Source organism: Azospirillum sp. TSO5 (assembly GCF_003116065.1).
Classification (GTDB): Bacteria; Pseudomonadota; Alphaproteobacteria; order Azospirillales; family Azospirillaceae; genus Azospirillum.
The window spans coordinates 45267-69297 of the sequence record NZ_LGQY01000146.1; the positions used below are offsets into that span (position 1 = coordinate 45267).

Annotated in this window: 16 protein-coding genes; 13 read left to right on the forward strand and 3 right to left on the reverse strand. The window is 67.9% G+C overall.

Translation table 11 applies throughout. The features are described 5' to 3' along the window. Positions 1 to 251 precede the first annotated feature (251 nt). The 8 genes from TSO5_RS29850 (at position 252) to TSO5_RS29885 (ending at position 10879) form a co-directional block, all read left to right on the forward strand. Positions 252 to 959 carry a glutathione binding-like protein gene (locus tag TSO5_RS29850; protein ID WP_109155007.1) on the forward strand — a complete coding sequence of 236 codons (708 nt, stop codon included), beginning with the start codon at positions 252 to 254 and terminating at the stop codon, positions 957 to 959. Positions 960 to 1138: 179 nt separating this feature from the next. Then, on the forward strand, positions 1139 to 2380 hold the full coding sequence (locus TSO5_RS29855) for a GNAT family N-acetyltransferase (RefSeq protein ID WP_109155008.1): 1242 nt from the start codon (positions 1139 to 1141) through the stop codon (positions 2378 to 2380). An 18-nt stretch (positions 2381 to 2398) separates the two neighbouring features. Continuing rightward, positions 2399 to 3601: an ATP-grasp domain-containing protein gene (locus tag TSO5_RS29860; RefSeq protein WP_109155009.1), complete on the forward strand. Its 1203-nt coding sequence runs from the start codon at positions 2399 to 2401 to the stop codon at positions 3599 to 3601. Then, on the forward strand, positions 3598 to 4431 hold the full coding sequence (locus TSO5_RS29865; protein WP_109155010.1) for a metallophosphoesterase family protein: 834 nt from the start codon (positions 3598 to 3600) through the stop codon (positions 4429 to 4431). The genes TSO5_RS29860 and TSO5_RS29865 overlap by 4 nt, the downstream gene beginning before the upstream one ends. An 81-nt stretch (positions 4432 to 4512) precedes the next feature. After that, the gene (locus TSO5_RS29870) at positions 4513 to 6147 is read left to right on the forward strand and encodes a 5'-nucleotidase C-terminal domain-containing protein (RefSeq protein ID WP_109155011.1); all 1635 of its coding nucleotides are present in this window, start codon (positions 4513 to 4515) and stop codon (positions 6145 to 6147) included. Next, complete coding sequence (locus TSO5_RS29875; protein ID WP_109155012.1) at positions 6147 to 8636, forward strand: ATP-binding protein; 2490 nt, start codon at positions 6147 to 6149, stop codon at positions 8634 to 8636. The genes TSO5_RS29870 and TSO5_RS29875 overlap by 1 nt, the downstream gene beginning before the upstream one ends. A gap of 190 nt (positions 8637 to 8826) precedes the next feature. Continuing rightward, entirely contained in the window at positions 8827 to 10437 is a 1611-nt protein-coding gene (locus TSO5_RS29880; RefSeq protein WP_109155013.1) for a tyrosinase family protein, read from the forward strand. Positions 10438 to 10552: 115 nt separating this feature from the next. Beyond that, positions 10553 to 10879, forward strand: coding sequence for a hypothetical protein (locus TSO5_RS29885; RefSeq protein ID WP_146203860.1), 327 nt, complete (start codon positions 10553 to 10555; stop codon positions 10877 to 10879). 8 nt (positions 10880 to 10887) lie between these two features. Here the strand turns inward: TSO5_RS29885 and TSO5_RS29890 are convergent, their stop codons facing one another. After that, complete coding sequence (locus TSO5_RS29890; RefSeq protein ID WP_109155015.1) at positions 10888 to 11226, reverse strand: DUF1491 family protein; 339 nt, start codon at positions 11224 to 11226, stop codon at positions 10888 to 10890. A gap of 82 nt (positions 11227 to 11308) precedes the next feature. Between TSO5_RS29890 and TSO5_RS29895 the strand changes: the two genes are divergently transcribed. The 4 genes from TSO5_RS29895 (at position 11309) to TSO5_RS29910 (ending at position 19216) form a co-directional block, all read left to right on the forward strand. Next, positions 11309 to 12796: a tetratricopeptide repeat protein gene (locus TSO5_RS29895; protein ID WP_109155016.1), complete on the forward strand. Its 1488-nt coding sequence runs from the start codon at positions 11309 to 11311 to the stop codon at positions 12794 to 12796. A 220-nt stretch (positions 12797 to 13016) separates the two neighbouring features. Continuing rightward, positions 13017 to 15647 carry a flagellar hook-basal body complex protein gene (locus tag TSO5_RS29900; protein ID WP_109155017.1) on the forward strand — a complete coding sequence of 877 codons (2631 nt, stop codon included), beginning with the start codon at positions 13017 to 13019 and terminating at the stop codon, positions 15645 to 15647. Between the two features lie 114 nt (positions 15648 to 15761). Continuing rightward, positions 15762 to 17171 carry a flagellar hook-associated protein FlgK gene (gene flgK / locus TSO5_RS29905; RefSeq protein ID WP_109155018.1) on the forward strand — a complete coding sequence of 470 codons (1410 nt, stop codon included), beginning with the start codon at positions 15762 to 15764 and terminating at the stop codon, positions 17169 to 17171. After that, positions 17168 to 19216: a hypothetical protein gene (locus tag TSO5_RS29910; protein WP_109155019.1), complete on the forward strand. Its 2049-nt coding sequence runs from the start codon at positions 17168 to 17170 to the stop codon at positions 19214 to 19216. Before flgK ends, TSO5_RS29910 begins: the two co-directional genes overlap by 4 nt. 75 nt (positions 19217 to 19291) lie before the next feature. Here the strand turns inward: TSO5_RS29910 and TSO5_RS29915 are convergent, their stop codons facing one another. Both TSO5_RS29915 and TSO5_RS29920 read right to left on the reverse strand, forming a co-directional pair. After that, a complete protein-coding gene (locus TSO5_RS29915; RefSeq protein ID WP_109155020.1) occupies positions 19292 to 20392 on the reverse strand; it encodes a TRAP transporter substrate-binding protein in 1101 nt (366 codons plus the stop codon). Between the two features lie 65 nt (positions 20393 to 20457). Beyond that, positions 20458 to 22206: an alpha-amylase family glycosyl hydrolase gene (locus tag TSO5_RS29920; protein ID WP_247871034.1), complete on the reverse strand. Its 1749-nt coding sequence runs from the start codon at positions 22204 to 22206 to the stop codon at positions 20458 to 20460. A 213-nt stretch (positions 22207 to 22419) separates the two neighbouring features. Between TSO5_RS29920 and TSO5_RS29925 the strand changes: the two genes are divergently transcribed. Then, on the forward strand, positions 22420 to 24030 hold the full coding sequence (locus tag TSO5_RS29925) for a serine/threonine protein kinase (protein ID WP_109155021.1): 1611 nt from the start codon (positions 22420 to 22422) through the stop codon (positions 24028 to 24030). The last annotated feature ends 1 nt before the right edge of the window (position 24031 follow it).

A 24031-nucleotide genomic window follows, 5' to 3' on the forward strand; every position in this document is an offset into this window, starting at 1 on the left:
AATGATTTCAGGGGAAACCAAGCATCAAAGGGAATTGAGGGGGCGCCGCCTCATCTGTTCGTTGGCCACGCTGACAGATGAGGCGGAGGCTGTCAACAAAATGAAATTGCATTCCGTTATACGAAATTATAGCGGTGGACCGAAGGGCTGCCGCGCGTCCGTGCGGGCTTGCCAGCCGGAGCGAAGCGGTTAACCTTTTCGGAAATCAGCGGCCCGGCATCACGGGCTGACAAATGACCGGAGGGTTTGGGATGATCGACCTCTATTTCTGGCCGACGCCGAATGGCCACAAGATCACGATCTTTCTCGAGGAAGCCGGACTGGACTACCAGTTCAAGCCGGTGAACATCTCCACCGGCGACCAGTTCAAGCCGGAATTCCTCGCCTTCTCGCCCAACAACCGCATGCCGGCAATCATCGACAATGCTCCGGCCGATGGCGGCGAGCCGATCAGTGTCTTCGAATCCGGCGCCATCCTGGTCTATCTGGCCGAGAAGACCGGCAAGTTCCTGCCCAGCGACGTGCGTGGCCGCAAGACGGTTCTCGAATGGCTGTTCTGGCAGGTCGGCGGCCTCGGCCCGATGGCGGGTCAGAACCACCATTTCGTGCAGTACGCGCCGGAACGCATCCCCTACGCCATGGAACGCTACGTCAAGGAGACGAGTCGTCTCTATGGCGTGATGGACAAGCGCCTTGCCGACAACGAGTTCCTGGGCGGGGCGGAGCTGTCCATCGCCGATATGGCGAGCTATCCCTGGATCGTCCCGCATGAACGCCAGCAGCAGGATCTGGACAACTTCCCCAACCTGAAGCGCTGGTTCAACGCGATCAAGGAGCGGCCGGCGGTGGTGCGCGCCTATGAAAAGGGGCAGGCGGTGAACCCCAACCGCACGCCCACGGTGAACGAGGAAAGCAAGAAGATCCTGTTCGGCCAGTCCGCCGATACGGTCAAGCGCTGAGAACCGCGATGGCCGGCCCGGCGCTCGATGCTGGGCCGGCGTATCGGTATAGAAACCGCTTCTTTCGCTTCATCCCTTTGCGCCGCTCAGACTTTTGGGGATCCCCGGCGTAGACGGGACCGTTCGCGGATCCAGGGTGTTGTTTTCGGTAGAGAATATCTTCCGGAGACGCCGCGCCGATGAGCATCTGGCCCCGCCCCGACTCCGCCCGCCCGACCTCCGACGGTCCCGCCATCGAAACGGCGATCGGTCCCGCCACATCTCCCGAAATACGGATTTCCCTGCACCCCCTGCCCACCATGCCGGAACTGGCGCAGGCATGGACGGACCTGGAGAGTCGCGCCGATTCCTCCTTCTTTCTCTCCTGGACCTGGATCGGCTCCTGGCTGGCGCAGATGCCGGATGCCATCGAGCCGAATGTGCTGGTGGCTCTGCGGGGCGACGAGCCGGTCGGTCTGGCCGTGCTCTGCCCGCGGGTGCGGCGACGGTTCGGGCTGCTGCCCAGCCGCTGCTGGATGCTGCACGAGACCGGCGACCGCAGCTATGACCGGCTGTTCATGGAGTATAACGGCATCCTCGCCGACCGCCGGGTCGCCGACGAGGTGACGGACGCCATGCTGCACTGGCTGGACGAGCGGCTTGCCGCCAACGACGAGCTGGTGCTGGGCGGGCTTACCCTGGCGGCGGAGCGGGCCGCCCGGCGGGTGGCGGCGCGAACCGGTCATACGCTGCAATTGCGCATCGCGGATTCGGCGCAGTGGGTCGACCTCGGCACGGTTCGGGCCGGCGGCGGCGATTTCCGCGGCGGCCTCGGCCGCAACACGCGGGCGGCGGTGAACCGGACGGAACGGCTTTACCGCGCCCGTGGCGCGCTGGAACACCGCGTCGCCGCGACGGTGGACGAGGCGATGGAGTATTTCGCCGGGATGGAGGTCCTGCATCAGGCCGGCTGGCAGGCGCGCGGACAGGTGGGCGCCTTCGCCAATCCGGCCTTCCGCCCCTTCCACGAAAGGCTGATCGCCGAGGGGATGCCGCGCGGCGCGGTGCGGCTGAGCCGGGTCAGCGCCGGCGGGCGGCCGATCGGTTATCTCTACAACTTCGTCCATCGCAACCGCGTCCTGAATTATCAGGGCGGCTTCGCCTTCGAGGCCGACAACCGGCTGAAGCCGGGGCTGCTGAGCCATGTGCTGGCCATCGAGGATGCGCTCGCCCGCGGCGAGGACTGCTACGACTTCATGTCGACGCCGGCCGGGCACAAGCCGCTGCTCTCCAACGCCGAACAGCCGATGAACTGGCTGACGCTCGGCCCCGACCGGCTCAGCCGGCGGATGGAGGCGCATTGCCGCCGGGCGCGCGGGGTGATGGTCGATGCCGTCAAACGGTCGCTGCGCGGCTGGATCGCGCCGGCAAAAGGGATCTGAGAAGGGAGAGCGTTCGCCATGGCAACGGGAGCGAAAGCCGGGCCGCTGGCCTGCGTGTTGGGCGACATGGATCTGGTGCGCCCGCTGGGGCTGGCCGGCATCCGCTGTGCCGTGGTCGGAGCACCGGGCGGGGCGACGGCCCATTCCCGCTTCACCGAGCGGCTGATCCCGTGGGAGGGCGGCAACGACGACGTGCTGGTCGACCGGCTGCTACGGTTCGGCGCCGCGCAAGCCGAAAAGCCGGTGCTCTATATGGAGGAGGACGCGCAACTTCTGATGGTGTCGCGCCACCGCGACCGGCTGGCTGCCGTGTTCCGCTTTGCCCTGGCCGAGGCCGATCTGGTGGAGACGCTGGTCGACAAGGGGCGGTTCCAGGCACTGGCGGAGCGGCTGGACCTGCCGGTTCCCCGCACCCGGCGCCTGAGCCCCCTGCCCGGCAGTGAGGCGCCGGATCTGGACCTGCGCTATCCGCTCATCGTCAAGCCGCTGACCCGCCGTCCGCCCTGGGACGAGATCGAGGGGCTGGGCAAGGCGATCCGCCTGGACGGGCCGGAGGAACTTCGAGCCCTGTGGCCGCGGCTGATCCCGGTCGGCATCGATCTGCTGGCGCAGGAGCTGATTCCCGGACCGGAGACGCGGATCGAAAGCCACCATGTCTATATCGATGCGGGCGGCGCCGTGGCCGGTGAGTTCACCGGCCGCAAGATCCGCACATATCCGGTCGATTACGGTCACAGCACGGCGCTGACCATCACCGACATCGACGGCGAAGGGGCCGATGTGGCGGCGCTCGGACGGGACATCGCGGCGCGCATCGGCCTGAAGGGCGTCGCCAAGTTTGATTTCAAGCGCGATCCCGACGGCCGCCTGCACCTGCTGGAGATCAACCCGCGCTTCAACCTGTGGCACCATCTGGGCGCGGTCGCCGGGGTGAATTTGCCGGCGATGGTGCAGGCCGACCTGACCGGCAGACCCCGCCCAGGCCCCCGTCCTGCCTCGGCCAAGGCCCGGCCCGGCGCCTGCTGGTGCCACATCAGCAAGGACCGGCTGGCGGCGCGGGAAAGCGGCGTACCGACGGCGCGATGGCTGGCCTGGGTGGCGGGCTGCGACGCGAAGGCGATCACCCCGGACGACCCGATGCCCTTCCTGCGGCCGAAGCTGGACCGGCTGCTGGCGCGCATTCCCGGCGTCGCCGGTCCCGCTCGGCTGGCGAAGCCATGAAGATCGCGCTCATCTCCGACATTCACGCCAATCTGGAGGCGTTGCAGGCGACGCTCGACGCCATCCGGGCGGAGGGGGCGGAGCGCATCGTCTGCCTGGGCGACATCGTCGGCTACAACACCGACGCCGCCGCCTGCATCTCCCTGCTGCGGCAGATCGGTGCCGTCTGCATCGCCGGCAATCATGACCGGGCGGTGACCGGCGCCATCGGAACCGACGGGTTCAGCGGGCCGGCGGCGCGCGCCGTCGCCTGGACGAAAGCGCGGCTGGACGAGGAAAGTCGTGCCTTCCTGTCCGCCCTGCCGCTGACGGCCGTGGTGGATGGTGCGCTGGTCGCCGTTCATGGCGCCCTGCATCCGGAGGTGGGCAAGGAACTGGTGCGGCTGGACGATGACGGCAAACGCCGCCTGAGCCTGCAGGCGCTTCTCGGGCATCCCTCCGGCGCGCGGGTCTGCGCCTTCGGCCACACCCACCGGGCGGGGCTGTGGGAATGGCGGGACGGGGCGGTGCAGGCGGTGCCGCTCGACGGCGGGGCGCAGTTGCGGCCCGACGGGCTGTATCTGCTGAACCCCGGCACGGTGGGGGAGCCGCGCGGGGCCGACACCCGCGCCTGCTTCGCCTGCTTCGACACCGCCAGCCGGCGGGTCACCCTGCACCGCGTCGCCTATGCCCGCCGGGCGGCGCTGGCGAAAACCCGGCGGGCCGGTCTGGCGCCGCGTTTTGCCGCAGTTCCGGCGCCGGTGAGGATGAAGTTGATCGAAATACTGAGGATTCTCGGTGTCTACGAATGGATAAAACGGGCTCTTCCACGCCGTGTGTCATCAATATGACAATCCCGTAACGCGGCTTTGCTTCAACAGTGGCGTGGAAATGAGCATAATCCGGCGCGGGGGCAAAGGTGACGCCGGGCTATGGACACTATCGGTATATTCAACGGCGCTGCCGGCGAGATGCAGACCCGGTTCGGCAGAACACTGTCGTGCCTGGCCGCATCGCTGGTGCTCGGCCTTGGTCTTGGCCTGCCTGCGGCGACCCTGCCGGCGCAGGCGCAGCAGCCTGACGCCACGGTCGTGGCCCGGGATGGAAAGGCCTCAGCGGATACCGGGCCGGTCCAACTGACGATCCTCTACACCCAGGGCACCACCGATCTGGACGAGACCGCCGGGCGCGGCGGCATGGCCCGGCTGGCCGGAACGATCCGCCAGGAGCGGGCCGCCCATCCCAACCTGCTGGTCCTGCATGGCGGCCAGACGCTGGCGCCGTCGGTGCTCGCCTTCTACGACCAGGGCGCGCACATCATCGACCTGCTGAACGGCATGACCATCGACGCGATGGCCGCGCTGAACCGCGAATTCCACCATGGCGACGACCGGCTGAGCGCCCGCGCCTTCGAGGCCGGCTTTCCCATCGTCACCACCAACACGGTGGACCGCGCCACCGGTCGCACGCCTGACGGGCTGGAGGACGCGGTGGTGCTGAGCGCCGGCCCCTTGCGCATCGGCGTGATGGCGGCGACGCCGGTGCTGACGCGGGAGACCACCCGCGCCCAGCGGACGGAGTTCCGCGATCCGGTTCCGGCGCTGACGGCGAAGGCCGCAGCATTGAGGGCCGACGGCGTCGATCTGGTGGTGGCGATGACCGGCTATGCCGGCGACACCCACCGCAGCGTACTGGCCGCCCGCCCCGCCGATATCGTGCTGTACCAGGACCGCAACCGCCCCTTCGCCGTCGATTACGACGGGCGTTTCCTGTCCGCCACCGTCGGGCCGCAGGCGGCCTGGGTGCTGGCACTGGACCTGACGGTGGAACGCAGGACCGGGCCGGACGGCAAGCCGCAAGTGAGTTGGACCCCGGCGCCCCGCCTGATCGACAGCGCGACGGTGCCGCCCGATCCCGCCACGCTGATCCAGGCCAAGGCTTATGCGGCGCGGCTCGACACCATGCTGCGGATGGAGGTGGGACGTCTCACCGCTCCGCTCGACACCCGCAAGGAGTCGTTGCGGACGGGCGAGAACGCCTTCGCCAATGCGGTGGTCGACACGCTGCGCGAGACGCTGGACGCCGACGTGGCGCTGATCAACGGCGGCGGCATCCGCGGCGACCGCCAATATCCGGCCGGCACCCTGCTGATCCGGCGTGACATTTACACAATCCTTCCCTTTCACGATGTCGGCGTCGTGCTGGACGTCACCGGGCAGCAGCTTTGGGAAGCGGTGGAAAGCGGCGTATCGGCGGTGGAGCAGTTGCAGGGCCGCTTTCCCCACCTGTCCAACGCCCGTGCGGAGATCGACCTGACCCGCCCGCCCGGCCAGCGGCTGCGCAGCCTGTCGGTCGGCGGCAAGCCGGTCGGCCGGTCCACCCGTTACCGCCTGGCGACCACCAGCTTCCTGGCGGCGGGCGGCGACGGGTACGGCGTGCTGGCGGGCGTGCCGAGGCTGGTCGAAGACCGCAACAGCGAGTTCATCTCCACCCAGATGATCGATCACATCGCCCGCAGCGGCGAGTTCGTTCCCCGGCTGGACGGCCGCATGACGGTGAGGCGGTAATGGACGGCCAGTTTTCCTCCGGCCTGTCTTCCACCATCGCCCGGAGCACGCCGCGGGTCGCCACGCTGCCTGCGCCGGCGACGGACACGACGCCAGGTCCGCAGACGCCGCCGCCGAACCGGAGGCGGCGGTTCGGCATCGCGGTGCGCATCACGCTGGGGCTGTCGGTGATGGCGCTGCTGGTGATGCTGATCGGCGGCGTGTCGATGTCGTCCTTCCGCCTGTTCCGGGCGGAAGTCACGGCCCTGTCGACCAACACGCTGCCGGAGGTCATCACCAGCGCCGAACTGCACGGATCGCTGCAGAAGCTGGTGGCGCAGTTGCCGCAGCTCGCCGCCGCGAATTCGACGCCGCAGCGCCGGTCCATCTATGACGGGCTGGTGACGGAGCTGGATTCGATGCAGCTTCTGGTCGCCCGTATGCGCGGCCTGATTAAGGAGAACAACGGGGACGGGAAGGAGCGCGACGGCAATGTCCGCCTGCTGGAGCAGACCCGCTCCACCCTGCTGATCCTGGCCGCCACCGTCGCCGACCTGAACGCCGAGGTCACCCGCCAGATCGAGTATGGCGACCGTCAGGCCGAAGCGGCCCGCGCGCTGAGCCGGTTGGCGGCGGCGATCGAAAGCATGCCCGACACCGGCGCCTGGGCCGCGCGCATCGGCGCGCTGATGGCGCGGGCGGCGGGGGCGACGCAGCTCGACCATCTCAGCCGGCTGAAGGGGGAGGCGCGGTCGGCCGAACGGACGCTGGCCGAACTGGCCCGCCTGACCGGCGGTGCCCCGGACCCGACCGGCCAGATGATGTCCACCGTGCAGGAGGAGCTGTTCTCGCTGCTGGTGGCGCCGGGCGGACTGTTCGAGAGCGCCATCGACCGGCTGCAGGCGCGCAACCGCGCCCAGGCGCTGACCGGCCAGGCCCAGGTGCTGGTGGAAACGGTCGAACGGTCCACCCGCGCGCTCTACGACTCCATCCGCAACCAGTCGGCCGAGCGCACCGATGCGCTGGCCGAGCTGATCGACGAACGCACCCGCACGGTCATGATGCTTGCCGGCGCGTCGATCCTGCTGGCGGTCGGCGTCTATTTCATCTTCCGCCGCTTCCTGTCGTCGCGGCTGGTGGCGATGAACCGGGCGGTGCTGGCCCGGCTGTCGGGAAACCGGCAGGCCGGCGGCGGAGCGGCCGGGATGGTTCCGGTCCCGGCCCCGGTCCCGGTGGACGGCGACGACGAGATCACCGACATCGGCGCCTCCATCCGCTATTTCATCGACGAGATCGACCGGCGCCAGCAGGCGCTGGCCGACAACGAGCGGCGATTCCGCGATCTGGTCGAGGGCTCGATCCAGGGCATCATCATCCATCGCGATTTCCACGCGCTCTACGCCAACGACAGCTTCGCCGCCATGCTCGGGCTGACGGTGGCGGAGGTGATGGCCCTGCCGTCGCTGCTGTCCGTCGTGGCGGTGGAGGCGCGGCAGTCGATGATCGACAATTACGACCAGCTGCTGGAGGGCGGGCAGTCCACGCCGCGCCGCCGGATCCGCGCCTGCCGACCCGACGGCGCCGAACTGTGGGTGGAACTGACCGGCCGCCGGGTCGACTGGAGGGACGGCCCGGCGATCCAGGCGGTGGTGGTCGACGTGACGCGGGAGGTCGAGGCGGAAAACGCCCTGCGCCAGTCGCGTGACGCCGCCGAACGGGCGCTCGGCGAACTGAAGGCGACGCAGGCCAGCCTGATCCAGGCGGAGAAGATGGCTTCGCTCGGCCAGCTGGTCGCCGGCGTGGCGCACGAGGTGAACACTCCCATCGGCATCACCATCACCGGCGCCTCGCAGTTGCAGGCGCTGATCGGCGAGCTGTCGGACCGTCATACGGCGAATGCGCTGAAGAAGTCGGACTTCCAGCGCTTTCTCAGCGACGGGATGGAGATGGCCAACCTGATCCTGTCCAACAGCACCCGTGCGGCCAATCTGGTGCAGAGTTTCAAGATGGTCGCCGTCGACCAGTCCAGCGACGAGCGACGCGCCTTCCTGCTGCGGGATTACATCGACGAGCTGCTGCGCAGCCTGCATCCGACCTACAAGGCGCGGGCGGCGCTGACCATCGACATCGATTGCCCGGCGGATCTGGAACTGGACGGCTATCCGGGGGCGCTGTCGCAGATCCTGACCAACCTGATCATGAACGCGCTGGTCCATGCGCTGGATCCGGAGCAGCCCGGCCGCATCGCCATCGCCGCCCGAGTGATGGACGGCGACATGGTGGAACTGTCGATCGGCGACGACGGCGCCGGCATCACGCCGGAGGTCCTGCCCAAGGTCTTCGACCCCTTCTTCACCACGCGGCGCGGGTCGGGCGGCAGCGGGCTGGGGCTGCATATCGTCTACAATCTGGTGACCGGCCGCCTGCACGGCACCATCGGGGTGGAGAGTCGCCCCGGCGAAGGCACCCGCTTCACCCTGCGTTTCCCCCGAGTCACGGCGCCGGCATAGATCGCTGCCGCGGTCGCCCGCCCGTTTCCCCGGCCGGCGGCATGCCTGTGCATGGACCGGACATATCTGGATATGCGGACGTTCGTCCGTTGTCCTTCGGCGTGGCAGCGGCGGTTGATTCCACGTGCAAACAGTCAGTTTCCTATACAGGCTTCCAGTGTTTTTATCGCTATGAGGGAGCTTGAGAGAAATGAATTTCAGCAGACGCGATTTTCTGGCATCTACCGCCGCCGTGGCGGGTGCCTCCATGCTGCCCTTCGGCCCGGCGCGGGCGGCGACGGCGAAATATATCCGGTACGGCGCGACCAGCGACGAAGGCAAGGCGATGCTGCGCAGCTACGCCACGGCCGTCCAGCGTATGGTGAACCTGCCGCCCGACCATCCGCACAACTGGTTCCGCAACGCCTTCGTCCATTTCATGGATTGCCCGCACGGCAATTGGTGGTTCTATGTCTGGCACCGCGGCTATCTCGGCTATTTCGAGGAGACGGTGCGCAAATACAGCGACAATCCAAATTTCGCCTTCCCCTATTGGGACTGGACGGTTCTGCCGCAGATCCCGAACGAGATGTTCGACGGCGCCCTGACTCCGGTCAGCGAGGCCTTCCAGCCCTATACCAAGGACCTGAAGACTTTCACCGCCTATATCAAGCCAGCGATGAAGAAGTATTGGGACACGCTGAATGCGGCCCAGCGCAAGCAGCTGGACATCCGCGGCTACAGCAGCTTCGACAAGCTGTGGGACGACGTCACCGGCTGCAGCCACGGCAAGTGCGATCCGGGCAACGAGGCCTTCGCCGCGACCGACCGTGCGCGCTATCTGAGCCGTGAGAACCCGAAGCTGGACGACAAGACGGCCAAGGCCTGCTCGCCCCAAACGGTGCTGACCGGCCTGCTGCCGGTGGATTACTACAACGCCGACGTGACGCGCAGCTTCACCAGCTCCAAGACGGCGTCGCACAACGTCATGCCGGGCGGCAACACCCAGTTCTCCGTTCTGGAAGGCCAGCCGCACAACCTCGTCCACAACTGCATCGGCGGCGTCGGCCCGTGGGATCCGGGTCCCTACGGCAACATGACCAACTTCCTGTCGCCGGTCGACCCCGTCTTCTTCCTGCACCATGCGAACATGGATCGGCTGTGGGACGTCTGGACGCGCAAGCAGCAGCGCCTGAGCCTGCCGATCCTGCCGACCGACAAGGAGGAGCTGTCGCAGCTGTCCCGCGAACCCTTCCTGTTCTTCGTCCGCGCCGACGGCAGCTATGTCCTCGACGGCCGCGCCGGTGACTATCTCAGCACCGAACGGTTTCAGTACGAGTACCGGCACGGCTTCGGCGACGCGGAATCGGCGCAGGTGGCGGCGGCCAATCCGTCGGCTCAGGTCAAGGCTCCGGTCAAGGGTACGGTGGCGAAGGGCGTGGGATCGGTCCAGCTGTCGGCGGCGCCGTCCAGCCCGGTGGTGATGGCGGTCAAGGTGAGCCGCCCTGCCGGCACCGGCGCCTCGCGGAATTTCGACCTGCTGATCAACGCGCCGGCCGGCGTGACGAAGGTGGCGGCGGACAGCCCCTATTACGGCGGCACCATCGGCTTCTTCGGCCCGGCCATGCACGGCATGGCGGACGACGCCACCTTCACGCTGCCGCTGCCCCAGGCCGCCCACACCGCCGCGCTGGCGCAGAGCCCGACAGCCAACGCGGCGGCGCCGGCGGCATCCGCAACGCTGGAGGTTCGCCTTGTCCCGACCAATGGCTCCCCCACCACCACCGCCGCCGTCAAGGCGGTCTCGCTTCAAGCCCTGTAAGGGTTGGCGAGGCGGCTTGCCGGCGGCCGCCCTGCTCGCGCTGCTGGTCCTGACGGGCCAGCCCGCGGGCGCGGAGCCGGCGACCCCGTCCGGGACGCCGGACGTCAATGGGGAGATGGTCCTCGCCCTGCCGCATCCGCCGCGGCAGGGCGAGGCCGCCATTCTTGCGGTCACCCTCGGCCCGCTCGCCCGCGGGCAGACGGTGGAGGTCGCCACGTCGGACGGCGTGCCCATCGGCGCCGCCGCTCCCTTCGGTCCCCAGCGTGGTCAGGGTGCCGGGACAGTGACCATTCCGGTGCCGGCCGGGGTTTGGCGGGACGGACGCCTCGCGCTCCGCCTGCGCATCACCACCCACGACGGCCGGTACCGTCCGCCGACGGCGGATGAGGTCAGGGAGATTCGGCTGTCCATCATCGGCCCGCCGCCCCGATCACAGCCGTAACCGCCCGGTCAGCGCACCGGCCCGTCGAACCAGTGGCGGCCTTGGCGGTCCTCCACCTCGACCACCCAGACGTCGGGGTCGTAGCGGAGCTGGCGGGCGATGTAGGCGTCGGCATCGGCCTCCGGCACCGGATCGGCGCCGGTGCCGCGCGCCCAGAACAGCCGCTCGCCATCCGCCTCGCGGGTCTGGACCAGCACGGAGAAGGTGCGGTCGAGCCGGTTGATCTTCAGGATCACCGTGCCGCGGCTGGGATCGCCCTTGCGGACCACGGTCATCGCCACGCCCTGGGCGTCGGCTGCGCGGATATGGGCGGAAACCCAGAGATGCGTCGGAAGGCGGTCGTCCATTGCCGTGACAGGCTCCTGATCGTGGGCTCTTGGTGATTTTCGATTCTCGCCCTGCCCGGCCGGCCGGTGTAGAGAAGAAGGTATGGCAACACTCCTGGACGCTCTGAACGCCGCCGTCAACCACCACATGGCCGGCCATGCCCAAGCGGCGGCCAACGCCTATCGCCACATTCTGACGGCGGAACCGGCGCAGCCGGACGCGCTGCACCTGTCGGGCGTGCTGCGGGCGCAAACTGGCGACGCGGCGGCGGCGGTGCGGTGGATCGGCCGTGCCGTTCGGGTCCGCCCGACGGCGGCAGCCCCCTGGGGCCATCTGGGTGCGGCGCTGCGGGCGGCGGAGATGCCGGAGCGGGCGGAACCGGTGCTGCGGCGCGCCCTGGCGCTCGACCCGGCTGATGGCGACGCGCTGGAGGCGTTGGGCGCCTCGCTGCACGCGCTGGCGCGCTACCCCGAGGCACGGCGCTGGCTGGACCGCGCGGCCCGGCTGCGGCCCGGCCATGCGGCGACCCTGCTGAATCTCGGAACCGTCCTGCGCGACCAGCGCCGCTTCGACGAGGCGGAGGCCTGCTTCGACGCCGTGCTGGCGCACAACCCCGCCGCCGGCGACGCCCATCTGGCGCGCGCGGTGGGGCGGCTGGTCCGCGGCGACCTGCGCGCGGGTTGGGAGGGGTTTGAGCATCGTTGGCACCGCTTCGCCAGCCCGCCCTGGGCCGGCCAGCCGCCGGGTGGTGCCACCATCCTGCTGCATATGGACCAGGGATATGGCGACGCCATCCAGTTCGTGCGCTATGCCCCGCTGGTGGCGCGGATCGCGGCGCAGGGCGGCGGCCGGGTGGTCCTGGAAACGCATCTGCTGCTCTACCGTCTGTTCAACCACTCCCTGGGGCGCTGCCTGGGATCGTCGATCCAGGTGCTGGTGCGCGGAGAGGACCCGCCGCCGCACGACATCCACTGTCCTTTGATGAGCCTGCCGCGGGCCTTCGGCACCGAACTGGGAACCATCCCCGGCGGCGTGCCCTATCTCGCCCCCGATCCCGGCGACGTCGAGCGCTGGCGCGGCCGGCTGGCCGGGGTGGACGGGGATGGGGCCGGCCTGCGGGTCGGGCTGGTCTGGGCCGGCAACCCGCAGCACCGCAACGACCGCAACCGCTCGATCCCGGCGGCGGCCTTGGCACCGCTGCTGTCGGTGCCGGGAGTGCGGTTGGTCAGCCTGCAGACCGGCGATGCGGCGGCCGACCTGAACCGCCTGCCCGGCGTGGCGATCCCGAACGCGATGGAGCGGGTGCGCGATTTCGCCGATACCGCCGCGATCCTCGCCAACCTTGACCTGCTGGTGACGGTCGACACCGCCGTCGCCCATCTGGCCGGGGCGATGGGCGTGCCGTGCTGGCTGATGCTTCCCCATGTGCCGGACTGGCGCTGGATGCTCGACCGTGCCGACAGCCCCTGGTACCCGTCGCTGCGGCTGTTCCGCCAGCCACGCCCCGGTGACTGGACCACCACGCTCGGCACCGCCGCCGCCGTGCTGAAGGCGCAGGCCGCCCGCGCCGCGCGGATGGTCACGGGATAAGAGCGGGATAAGGGCGGCAACTTCGGCGGGAGCTTTCTGCCCGCCCGGCCTGCCGGCACTAGGCGAAACTTTCCTACCTGCCGGGAAATTCCGGCCCCGCCGTGACGCTCTCGTAAAAAAATGGCCGATTACAATGGGTTGACCTCGGCACGGCAGTTGGCACTCCGTTTGCTAGATAGGGCGCAGAAGACCTTTGCCCTTTCTTTCGGAGACCCCGGCCATGAGCATCTTCGGTTCGATGACAACCGCCGTTCTCGGCCTGAATGCCCAGTCGAAGGCGCTCGGACATATCTCGGACAACATCGCCAACAGCTCGACCATCGGCTACAAGCGCGTCGATTCGGCCTTCGAGACGATGGTCCTGCAGTCCAGCCAGCGCCTGCACGAGCCGGGCGGGGTCACGGCGCAACCGGTCTTCATGAACAACATCCAGGGCAGCCTGACCCAGGTGCAGAGCCCGACCAACATCGCCATCCAGGGCCAGGGCTTCTTCAGCGTCACCAAGGTGGCGACCCAGGGGTCGAGCACGCTGGTGCAGACGCAGACGGGCACGGTCAACTCCTCGGCCGCCTTCTACACCCGCGCCGGCGACTTCGAACTGGATAAGAGCCGCTATCTGGTCAACAGCTCCGGCTATGCGCTGAATGGCTGGCTTGTCGATCCGGTGACGGGCGTCCTGCACAAGGATCAGGTGGCGCCGATCCAGGTCAACTCGCTGATCGACAAGCCGGTGGCGACCAACACGATCGACCTGGCCGCCAACCTGCCGGCGACGCCGAAGCCGGGTGAGAAGATTCCCGACAGCAGCATCCAGATCTTCGACAGCCAGGGCAACCCGCGCACCGTCAATTTCAAGTGGCGGCAGCAGGCGGACAGCAGCTGGCGTATGGTCCTGGACGCGCCGGGTTCCAACACCAAGCCGGTCGACGGCACCTTCACCGGCAATCCCGCCACCGTGACCTTCGGCCAGAACATCCCCGGCCAGACCGCGGTCGCGCAGGTCAACGTCATCACCCTTGCCGGCAACAACACCAACGGGCAGGACAACCTGCGCATCGGCGACACCTATTCGGTCAAGGTCGACGGCACCAACTACAGCCTGAAGATCACGGCCGACAACATCGGGTCGATCCGGACCTATTCCGGTCTGGCCGGTGCGCTGGCCAACCAGATCAACTCCGCCTCGCCGGCGGCATCGGTGCTCGCCACCTCGTCGGGCCAGACGATCCGCGTCACCGCCCGCGAACCCGGCACGCCGTTCAAGCTGAACACCGACGTGGTGTCCGGCACCAACACCACCAACACCATCGTCAGCCAGACCTCGACGGCGGCGACGGCGAGCGCCGGTGAAATCGACAAGTTCCAGTTCCCGCAAACCCAGGTCGAGGTCGGCGACTCCTTCACCATCAATGTGAACGGCACGCCGATCAGCTACACGGTAACCGCCGCCACCTATCAGAGCTATTCGACGGTGAGCGACGTCGTGTCCCAGTTGGCCGGCAAGATCAACCAGTCGCTGGGCTCCAGCGTCACCGCATCGTCGGCCGGCAACATCCTGTCGATCCAGGCCAATGCGGTGAACACCAACGTCACCTCCAGCGCGACGGTGACAAACTCCAGCGCGTCGGTGAACACGATGAGCTCGCTGCCGTCGGTCGCCAGCGTGGCCGGCGTGCGCCAGAGCCGCACGGTGACGCTGACCGGCACGCCGGGCGACATCGGCACGCAATACACCCTCAGCATCAACGGCACGGCGGTGACCTACAGCACCACCGGCGAAGAGATGACGATGGAGGACATCACTGCGGCGCTGGCGAACAAGATCAACTCCAACACCTCGCTGCCGGTGACCGCCACCGCGCAGGGCGGCGTCATCACCGTCACCTCCAAGACCGCGGCCACGCCGGCCAACGCCAACACGATGACCGGCACCGGCTCCATCACGCTGGGCGGATCGAAGGTGGACGTCGGTGACACCTACAAAGTGACGGCCGGCGGCGTAACCTACTCGCTGACCCTGGACAACGCCAACATCAACACCTACAGCACGCCGAACGCGGTGCTGAACTATTTCGCCACGCAGATCAACGGCGCGGGCGGCACAGCGACCGTGACTGGCAACGTGCTGGCCGTGACCAGCGATGCGACGGCCACCGGTCTCGTGAACGACGCGACCGCCTATCAGTTCACCCTGGACCAGAGCGCGGTCGCCGGCCAGACGCCGGCCCATATCGGCCTGACCTTCGGCAAGACGCCGGAGACGGTCGGCACGCTGACCAACATCTCCACCGCCCTGGTCGGCACCGGCACGGCGGTCAGCGCCGCCAACCAGTCGGCCGGTTCCGACGCCAACGTCACCTTCACGGTCGATTATGGCTTCGGTCCGCAGCAGATCTCACTGAACCTCGGCAAGTACCAGAAGCCGGGCGGCCTGACCCAGTATGCCGGCGAGGAAATCAACGTTACCCAGCTGGTGCAGAACGGCGCGCCGCGCGGGCAGTTCAAGGACGTGGTGTTCGGCGACAACGGCACGGTCATGGTCAATTACGACAACGGACGGTCGAAGATGGTTGCGAAGGTGCCGATCATCACCTTCAACAATCCCAACGCCCTGCAGCGGGAATCCGGCGGCGTCTTCATCGAGAGCGAAGAAGCCGGCAAGCCGAACTTCAACGATCCGGAGACGAACGGCGCCGGTGCGGTGGTGGCGAACAGCGTGGAAAGCTCCAACGTCGATATCGCCGACGAGTTCACCAAGATGATCGTCACCCAGCGGAGCTATTCCGCCAACGCGAAGATCGTCACCACGTCCGACGAAATGCTTCAGGAAGTGCTGGGGCTGAAGCGCTAAGCGCGGCCCTGACCTTCTGATTACCTGATCGCCAGTTCCCTGATCGACTGAATGGGGGGCGGCGGCCATCCCGGCACCGCCCCGACCATCCCGATCCGTGAAAGGTCTCCTGCCATGTCCCTCTTCGCAGCCTTGAACAGTGCCACGGCCGGGCTGCGCACGGTCCAGACCAACGTCAAGCTGGTTTCGGACAACATCGCGCAGGCCAACGACCCGAACCGCACCCGCCACACCGCCCAACAGTCGGTGGACGCCAGCGGTCAGGTCATCAGCACGACCTATCGCCGGGAAGTCGACAAGGCGCTGATGGCGCAGGTGATGGATCTGACCTCGCGCGACGGCGGATCGCAGGTGACCTCGACCTACATGCAGCAGCTGGGCGACCTGATGCGGACCACCAACGGGACGCCGCTGCTGAACGACTATGCCGACAAGTTCCAGGCCGCGATCAAGACGCTGTCCACCTCGCCGGAAGACGAGACGGCGCAATACCAGCTGGTCCAGACTGCCGAAAGCTTCTCGCGCGAGATCCGCCGCGTGTCGGAGGGCGTGGAGCAGCTCGACCGTGACATGTCGACCGACATCACCAAGTCGGTCGACACGGTCAACGGCCTGCTGAAGCAGATCAACTCGATCAACAACGACATGGTGTCGCTGCAGGGTCAGGGGTCCGCCGCCAACGCCGTCGCCGACAAGCGCGACGGGCTGGTGCGCGAGCTGAGCACCTACATGGGCATCCGGACCGTGGAGCGGCCGGACGGCCGGCTGGCGATCTTCACCCCGTCGGGGCTGGCGCTGGTCGATGCCCAGCCGGCAAATCTTTCCTATGACGGCGGCAACATCAACCTACAGGTCGGCAATCAGGTCACCTCGATCAACAATCACCTGACCACCGGCAAGCTGGGTTCGCTGATCCAGATGCGCAAGGACGGCTCGACCACCGAGCCGCCGACGCCGGCCAGCGGCGACCCGGCGACCGAGGTGATCCGCAAGCTGCGCTCGCAGCTGGACGAGTTCGCCAAGGCCTTCACCGGCCCGACCAAGCCGGGCGAGCCCGCCAGCTTCGCCGACGCCTACGACGATGCCAGCCCGGCCGCCGACGGCGAACAGGCCAACCAGTTCTTCACCGGCACCGACCGCTTCACCATCGCGATCAACCCCAAGCTCCTGGACAACACCAGCAAAATCAAGCAGTCCGCCATCGACGGCATGGTCCAGGCGGTCAATGCCGCCGGCCGCAGCTTCAACGCCGACGGGCTGCAGATGAAGGACACCACCTACAGCGCCATCGGCAGCGCCATCACCGGAACCTGGATGGCCGCGGCCAAGACGGCCAACACCGCCGCCGATTCCAACAAGGCCTCCATGCAGCTCCTCAGCGAGCGCTACCAGTCGCAGACGGGCGTGAACATCGATGAGGAAATCGCCCAACTGCAACAGCTCCAGACCTCCTACCAGGCGTCGGCACGGGTCATGCAAGTGGCCAATGCAATGTTTGACGCGCTGGAGGCGGTGGTCCGATGAGCTCGATAACGGGAGTCAGCAGCTACTCGAAATATCTGAGCCTTGTCCGGAACCTGTCCGGAGGCCAGAACGACATCAACCGGCTGTCCGAACAGCTGACCACGGGCAAGAAGTCGGTCGATCTCAACGCCTACGGCCCGGAGGTGCAGAAGCTTCTGGACCTGCGGTCGGAGATGGCGAAGAAGGACAACTACGTCCAGAGCATCAACATGGCGGCGCCGCGCGTACAGGCGACCGACAAGGTGCTGACTTCGCTGGAATCGATCGTGTCGAGCTGGACCTCCAGCACCACGATGCCGTTCGAGCCGGGACCGGCCAGTGTCGCCACGCCGATCAACACCAATCCCGACGGGATGAAGATGTCGGTCGACGCCACCAAGTCGAAGTTGACGGTCGGCGCCAACTACACCGTCACCGCGGTTCCGTCGCAGCAGGGCCCCAATGGCACCTTCGACGTGACGGTGACCGACGGGCTGGGCGGCAAGACCACCCGCGCCATCAACCTGGGCACCACCCCGCCCAACGACGGCAAGGGCTACAATTTCAACATTTCCGGCGGCCCCGGCGAGGGCGCGATCCTGAACCTCAGCTTCGACACGCTGAAGGCGTCGGCGAGCAGCAGCTTCTCTGTCACCTTCCCGCAGGCCGATCAGGTGAAGGACCGCGCCGAGGGCGCCATGCGCGACATCCAGGCGCTGATGAACCAGCGTTTCGGCGACCGCTACCTGTTCTCCGGCTCGCGGTTCGGGACGGAACCGGTCACCGACCTGATGGCGACGAAGCAGACCAGCAAGATCACGCTGAACGGCGCCGTGGTGAACGCCGACGATTATTTCGAGGTGACGGTCTCCGGCAAGACCTTCGGCTATCAGATCCAGGGAACCGATCCGAAGACGCTGACCTTCGTCGCCCAGAAGCTGACCACCCAGATCAACTCCGCCAGCCCGCCGCTGCCGATGACGGTGTCGACCTCCAACGGCATCATCACGCTGGTCGGCCAGGATCCGGGGCAGAAGTTCGACCTGTCGGCCCGCGTCATCAATTCCGCCACGGTCGAGAACAGCGTCACGTCGCCGACCACCACCCAGGCGCCGACGACCGCGCTGCCGCAGATCGACAGCTTCACCCTGAACGGTGCGGCGGTGGACATCGGCGATACCTTCGAGTTCACGGTGGCGGTCGGCGATCCCGACGATCCGTACAACCAGAACTACTACACGAAGAATCCCAACGAACCGCGCGACCTGCCGCCCTACCAGACCTACACGGTGCGCTACACGGTCAGCGACACCGACTATGCAGCCGGCGTCAACAATGTCGGTCAGGTGGCCGACAAGCTGCGCCAGAATTTCGCCAACCTGAACCCGGCCCCACCGGTCACCATCGATGCGGTCGGCAACGGCCCCGGCATCGCGCTGACCAGCACGGCCAACGCCGACCCCAACCACCCCAACCGCAGCTCGCTGTTCTCGACCAGCGCCAAGGTGACGAACGGGTCGCTGGAGAACACCATCTCGGTCGGCACCCTGCCGCCGGAGCAGGACAGCCTGATCGACGTCCCCTATGCCGAGCCGCCCGACCTGCCCTTCTACGATTCCGAATATCTGACCAAGGGCAAGAATGCCGAGGCGTACCGCAAGTCGCAGGTGACCATCGACGACAACCTGAACCTGACCTACGGGGTCAGTGCCGACGACAAGGCGTTCCAGACCCTGGTCAAGGCGATGCAGCTGGTGCGGACGGCGGCGGCCAATCCCGGCAAATGGACGGAGTACAGCACCCAGGCGCGCGAGATGCTGACCCAGGCGACCGACCAGATCCGGTCGATCCACGCCAAGGTCGCGTCCGACGCCGCCACGCTGGATACCACCAAGACCGCCCACACGGACTCGATCGCCACCCTGACCGACCGCATCGCCAAGATCGAAGGCATCGACCAGACCGAGGTCGCGGCCCGGCTGAGCAGCGCGATGAACGTCCAGCAGGCGACCTATACCGTCGCCGGCCAGACGCAGAAGCTGTCGCTGCTGAACTATCTGGCCTGACGGGGGCTGGCCTGAAAAGAAAAGGGGGCGGCCGGACCGGCCACCCCCCTGTTTCCCGTCAGAACCGGAACGCCGTCACTTGGCGCGGCCGGCCGACTGCATGAAGTTGTCGTAGGGCAGCTCCGCGACGCGGAACCACAGCTGCACCTCGTCCAGGAAGGGCTTCCAGCTGTCGTAGACGGCCTTGAAGTCCGGATTGGTCTTCGCGATGTCGTCGTACAGCTCGTAGGCGATCTTGTGGGCGGCCTCCATCAGGTCGCGCGGATAGGGGCGCAGCAGGGCGCCCTTGGCGACCAGACGCTTCAGCGCCTTGGCGTTCTCCGCGTCGTAGCGGGCAGTCATCGCGCTGTTCGCCTCGGCGCAGGCGGCCGTCAGGATCGCCTGATAGGATTTGGGCAGCGCGTCCCATTCCTTCTGGTTGATGTAGAGCGAGACCTGCGGCCCGCCTTCCCACCAGCCCGGGTAGTAGTAGTATTTGGCGACCTGGACGAAGCCCAGCTTTTCGTCGTCATAGGGACCGACGAACTCGACGGCGTCGATGGTGCCCTTTTCCAGCGCCGGGTAGATGTCGCTGCCGGCGATCTGGGTCGGGGCGGCGCCCAGCTTGGCCATGATCTGGCCGGTGATGCCGGCGATGCGGATCTTCAGGCCGTTGAAGTCGGCGAGCGACTTGATTTCCTTGCGGTACCAGCCGCCCATCTGGGCGCCGGTGTTGCCCGCCGGGAACTGGACGATGCCGTGCTTGGCGAAGAAGGTGCGCATCACCTCCTGGCCGCCGCCATACTGGTACCAGGCATTCTGCTGCCGGGCGTTGGGCCCGAAGGGAATGGCGGTGTCGAAGGCGAAGGTCGGATCCTTGCCGACATAATAGTAGCCGCAGGTGTGGCCGCACTGGACGGTGCCGTTCTGCACGGCGTCCAGCACCTGCAGGCCGGGGACGATCTCACCGGCGGCATGGACGCGGATCTGGAACTTGCCGTCGGTCGCCTCGGACACGCGCTTGGCGATCAGCTCAGACGTGCCGACGAGGATGTCCGTGCTCTTCGGGAAGCTCGAAGCCAAGCGCCACTGGATGGTCGGCTGGGTCTGCGCGATGGCCGGGGCCGCGAGGGTCGAGGCGGCAACGGTCGAAACGGCACCGACGCCGGCCTTGGTGAGAAACGCTCTTCTTTCCACTCCCGCTACTCCGCAAGATTATTGCTATTGCTGACGATTTCCGTGACCCGCGATGAATCAGGGAATTACAGCGACTTAGGCGAGAGTGTAACAAAGCATCCGATGCCGAGCCCTGCATCGCATAAATGTGCATGCCTGCCTTTCGAGGGGGGGCAGGAGGCGGTGCGCAGCCGTCCCAGGAAGACCGACAGCGGCGGCATCACCAGCGTCCGGCCATCGGCGGTCAGTTCCGGCGGCAGGGCGCCCGGAGTGCGCGGGACAGGCAGATCTTCCAGCTCGCCGCGACCGCGCAGGGCGAACTCGGCCGGCCGGTCGGCCATGTTGAAGACGGCGAGCAGGCGGTCGTCCCCCGACACCCGTTCGAAGGACAGCAGGTCGCCATGCTCCTCCACGGCGGTGACGGCGCCGGCGCGCAGCGCCTCCAGGTCGCGGCGCAGGGAGAGTGCCGCACGCCACACCGCCAGCGGGCTGCCGGCGGTCCGATCCTGCCGGTCCACCGCGAGATCAAGATGGGCGTTGGGCACCGGCAGCCAGGGCTCGGCGACGGAGAAGCCGGCGTGGGGCTCGGCGGCGCGCCAGGGCATGGGCGTGCGGCTGCCGTCGCGGCCCTGGAAGTCGGGCCAGTAGGTGATGCCGAAGGGGTCGCGCAGCTGGTGCCGCTCCAGCACCGCGTTGGGCAGGGCCAGCTCCTCCCCCTGATAGAGGCAGACGGTGCCGGGCAGCGCCGCCGCCAGCATCGCCAGCAGGGCGTTGAACGACTGCGGGTCGGCACCGGCGGGCAGCCAGCGGCTGGCGGCGCGCTCCACATCGTGGTTGGACAGGCTCCAGCAGATCGACTCCGGCCGCCCCGCGGCGCTCAGCGCCTGGGCGAACCCCCTGGCGCTGAACGGCTGTTTCGCCAGCGACAGGGTGTAGGCCGCGTGCAGACCCTTCGGCGTGCAGTAGGCGGCGATGCGCTGGCCGGCGCCGGGCTGGCTCGACAGCTCGCCCAGCAGGACGCGGCCGGGATAGCGCTCCACCGTCCCGCGCAGGCGGGACAGGATGCCGCCGATCGCCGGGTGCATCATGTCGTAGACATGCTGTTGCAGGGCGAAGGGCTTCAGCGGCGGCTCGGCCTCGCGCCAGACGGCGGCGGGGTTGGAGCGCAGCTGCGGGTCATGGGCGAAGAAATCGACGGCGTCGATGCGGAAGCCGTCGACGCCGCGCTCCATCCAGAATTCCGCCGTCTCGCACAGAGCGTCCATCACCGCCGGGTGATGCAGGTTCAGCGCCGGCTGGCTGGACAGGAAATGGTGCAGGTAATATTGGCGCCGTCGCGGCTCCCAGGTCCAGGCGGCTCCACCGAACACCGACAGCCAGTTGTTGGGCGCGGTGCCGTCGGGCTTGGCTTCGGCCCAGACATACCAGTCGGACTTGTCGCCGTCCCGCGACCGCCGGCTGTCGACGAACCAGGGATGGGCGTTGGAGGTGTGGCCGCAGACCAGATCGACCAGCACCTTCAGCCCCAGCCCATGGGCGCGCTCGATCAGCCGGTCGAAGACGGCGAGATTGCCCATGCGCGGGTCCACCGCCCGGTGGTCGGCGACGTCATAACCGAAGTCGGTGCGCGGCGACGGGTAGAAGGGGCTGATCCACACCCCGTCGACGCCCAGCGAAGCGACATGGTCCAGCCCCTCGATCACGCCGTCGAGGTCGCCCCAGCCGTCACCGCCGTGGTCGCGGAAGCTCAGCGGATAGATCTGGTAGAGCGCCGCCCCATTCAGCCAGGACGCATTGGGGGCCGACGGTTTGGACTGGGAGGATGTGTGGGGCAAGGCAGGAGGCTCCGCGCCGGGGATCGCATAAGCGGTTCGCGATGCCAGAGTCGCCTGTCGTGGCTAACGAAAGGTTACCGGCCGTTCGTGGTCACAAGACCCTGCCTTTCGTAGAGATCGGCCATCGGGACAGAAACTTGCGGACGGGTGTCCTGGGGCTTGGCCGCCGCGTTGCGCTGCGGCTATACCAGCGGCTCAGTTCGAGGAGTGGGGATGCGACGCGGCGGGACGGCGACCGAATCGGCGACGACGGAGAAGGAGCGGCGGCTTGGCCGTTACCGTCTGCTCGACCTGATCGGGCGGGATGGCGACGCCCGGCTGCATCGCGCGCTGGACGCCAACGGTCAGACGGTGGAACTGTGGACGGTGCCGCTGGCCCGCCTGTGCGCCGATGCCGCGGGGGTGGAGCGGTTCCGGCAGATGGCGACCGCCGCAGCCCGGCTGTCCCACCCGGCGATCCCCGCCATCCTGGCATCCGGTGAACATGCGGGAACCGCCTTCGTCGCCACCCTGCCAGTGGAAGGCCGGACGCTCGGCGCGCGGCTGGACGACGGTCCGTTGCCGTGGGACGAGGCGGTCGCGACGCTCGACCGCGCCCTGGATGCGCAGAGTGCCGCGCACCGGGCCGGGGTCGTGCATGGTGCGCTGACCGCCGATACCATCCGTCACAGCGGATCGGCGGCAGTGGTCGGCGGTTTCGGCCGGGCGGCGCTGACCGCGGCTCGGGCAGACCGCAAGGACGATCTGGAGGCCGCCGCCCGGCTGACGGAACGAGTCCTGGCGGGGCATGAGGACCGGCCGGCAGTCGCGGCCCTGCTGACGAATCTGCGGGACGGCGGCAGCTTTCCGGACGTGGCTTCCCTGCATATTGCGGTGAGCGGCCTGACTGGAGCGCTCCGCCCTCGGGCCGTCGCGCCTGTACGCTCCACCCGCTGGCCGTTGTGGGCCGGCGGAGTGGTTTTGGCGGGTGGCGTCGTGGCTGCCGTGACGATCCTGAATTGGCCATCGCCTCCCCGCACGGTGGCCGAGAGTCCGGCCGCAGAATCGGCGGCGGTTGCCTTGCCCATGCCGCCCCCTGCTGCCACTCCCTCTGCGCCGCCCTCACCGCCGGCGGCGAGCAGGCAGCCGCCGGTCGCCGAAATCGCACAGGCGCTGCGCACCATTCCCTGCGCGCTGGTCACGGTGGAGAAGACCGGCGGCCGTCTGCTGGTTTCCGGAACGGTGGCGGGGGAGCGGGCGGAGACGGAGGTGCGCGAGACGGTCGAGGCGCTTGCCGCCGGCTGGGACCATGGCTTCGACCTCGCCAATGCGGATGCGCAGTTCTGCGCGCCCCTGGGCAGCGTCGCCACGGCGCTGGACGCCAATCGCGGGCTGGCGGAACCGTTGACGGCGAGCGTGCTGGAGGGGCCGGATCTCAGTGCCGGCAACCCGCTGGTTCTGGAGATCCGGGCGCCCGCCCGTCCGGTGCAGGTACAGGTCGATTATTTCACCATCGACGGCAGCGTCGTCCACCTGCTGCCCAACCCGTCGGACAGCGGAGCGGCACTGGCCGCCGGTGCGTCGCGCCGTCTCGGTGAAAAGGCTGGGGGCGACAAGGCCACGGACGGCAAGCCGCAGTCCGGCCGGTACTGGACCATCGGTCCGCCATTCGGGACCGAGATGCTGCTGACCATCGCCACGGCGGCGCCCCTGTTCCCAACCCCACGGCCGGAGCAGGAGCCGGCGGCCGACTATCTGGCCGCCCTCGCCGACGCGCTGGCGACGATGCCTGACGACGCCCCTGCCCCGCTGGCGGATGCGCAATTCATCGCCACCGGCCCCTGAC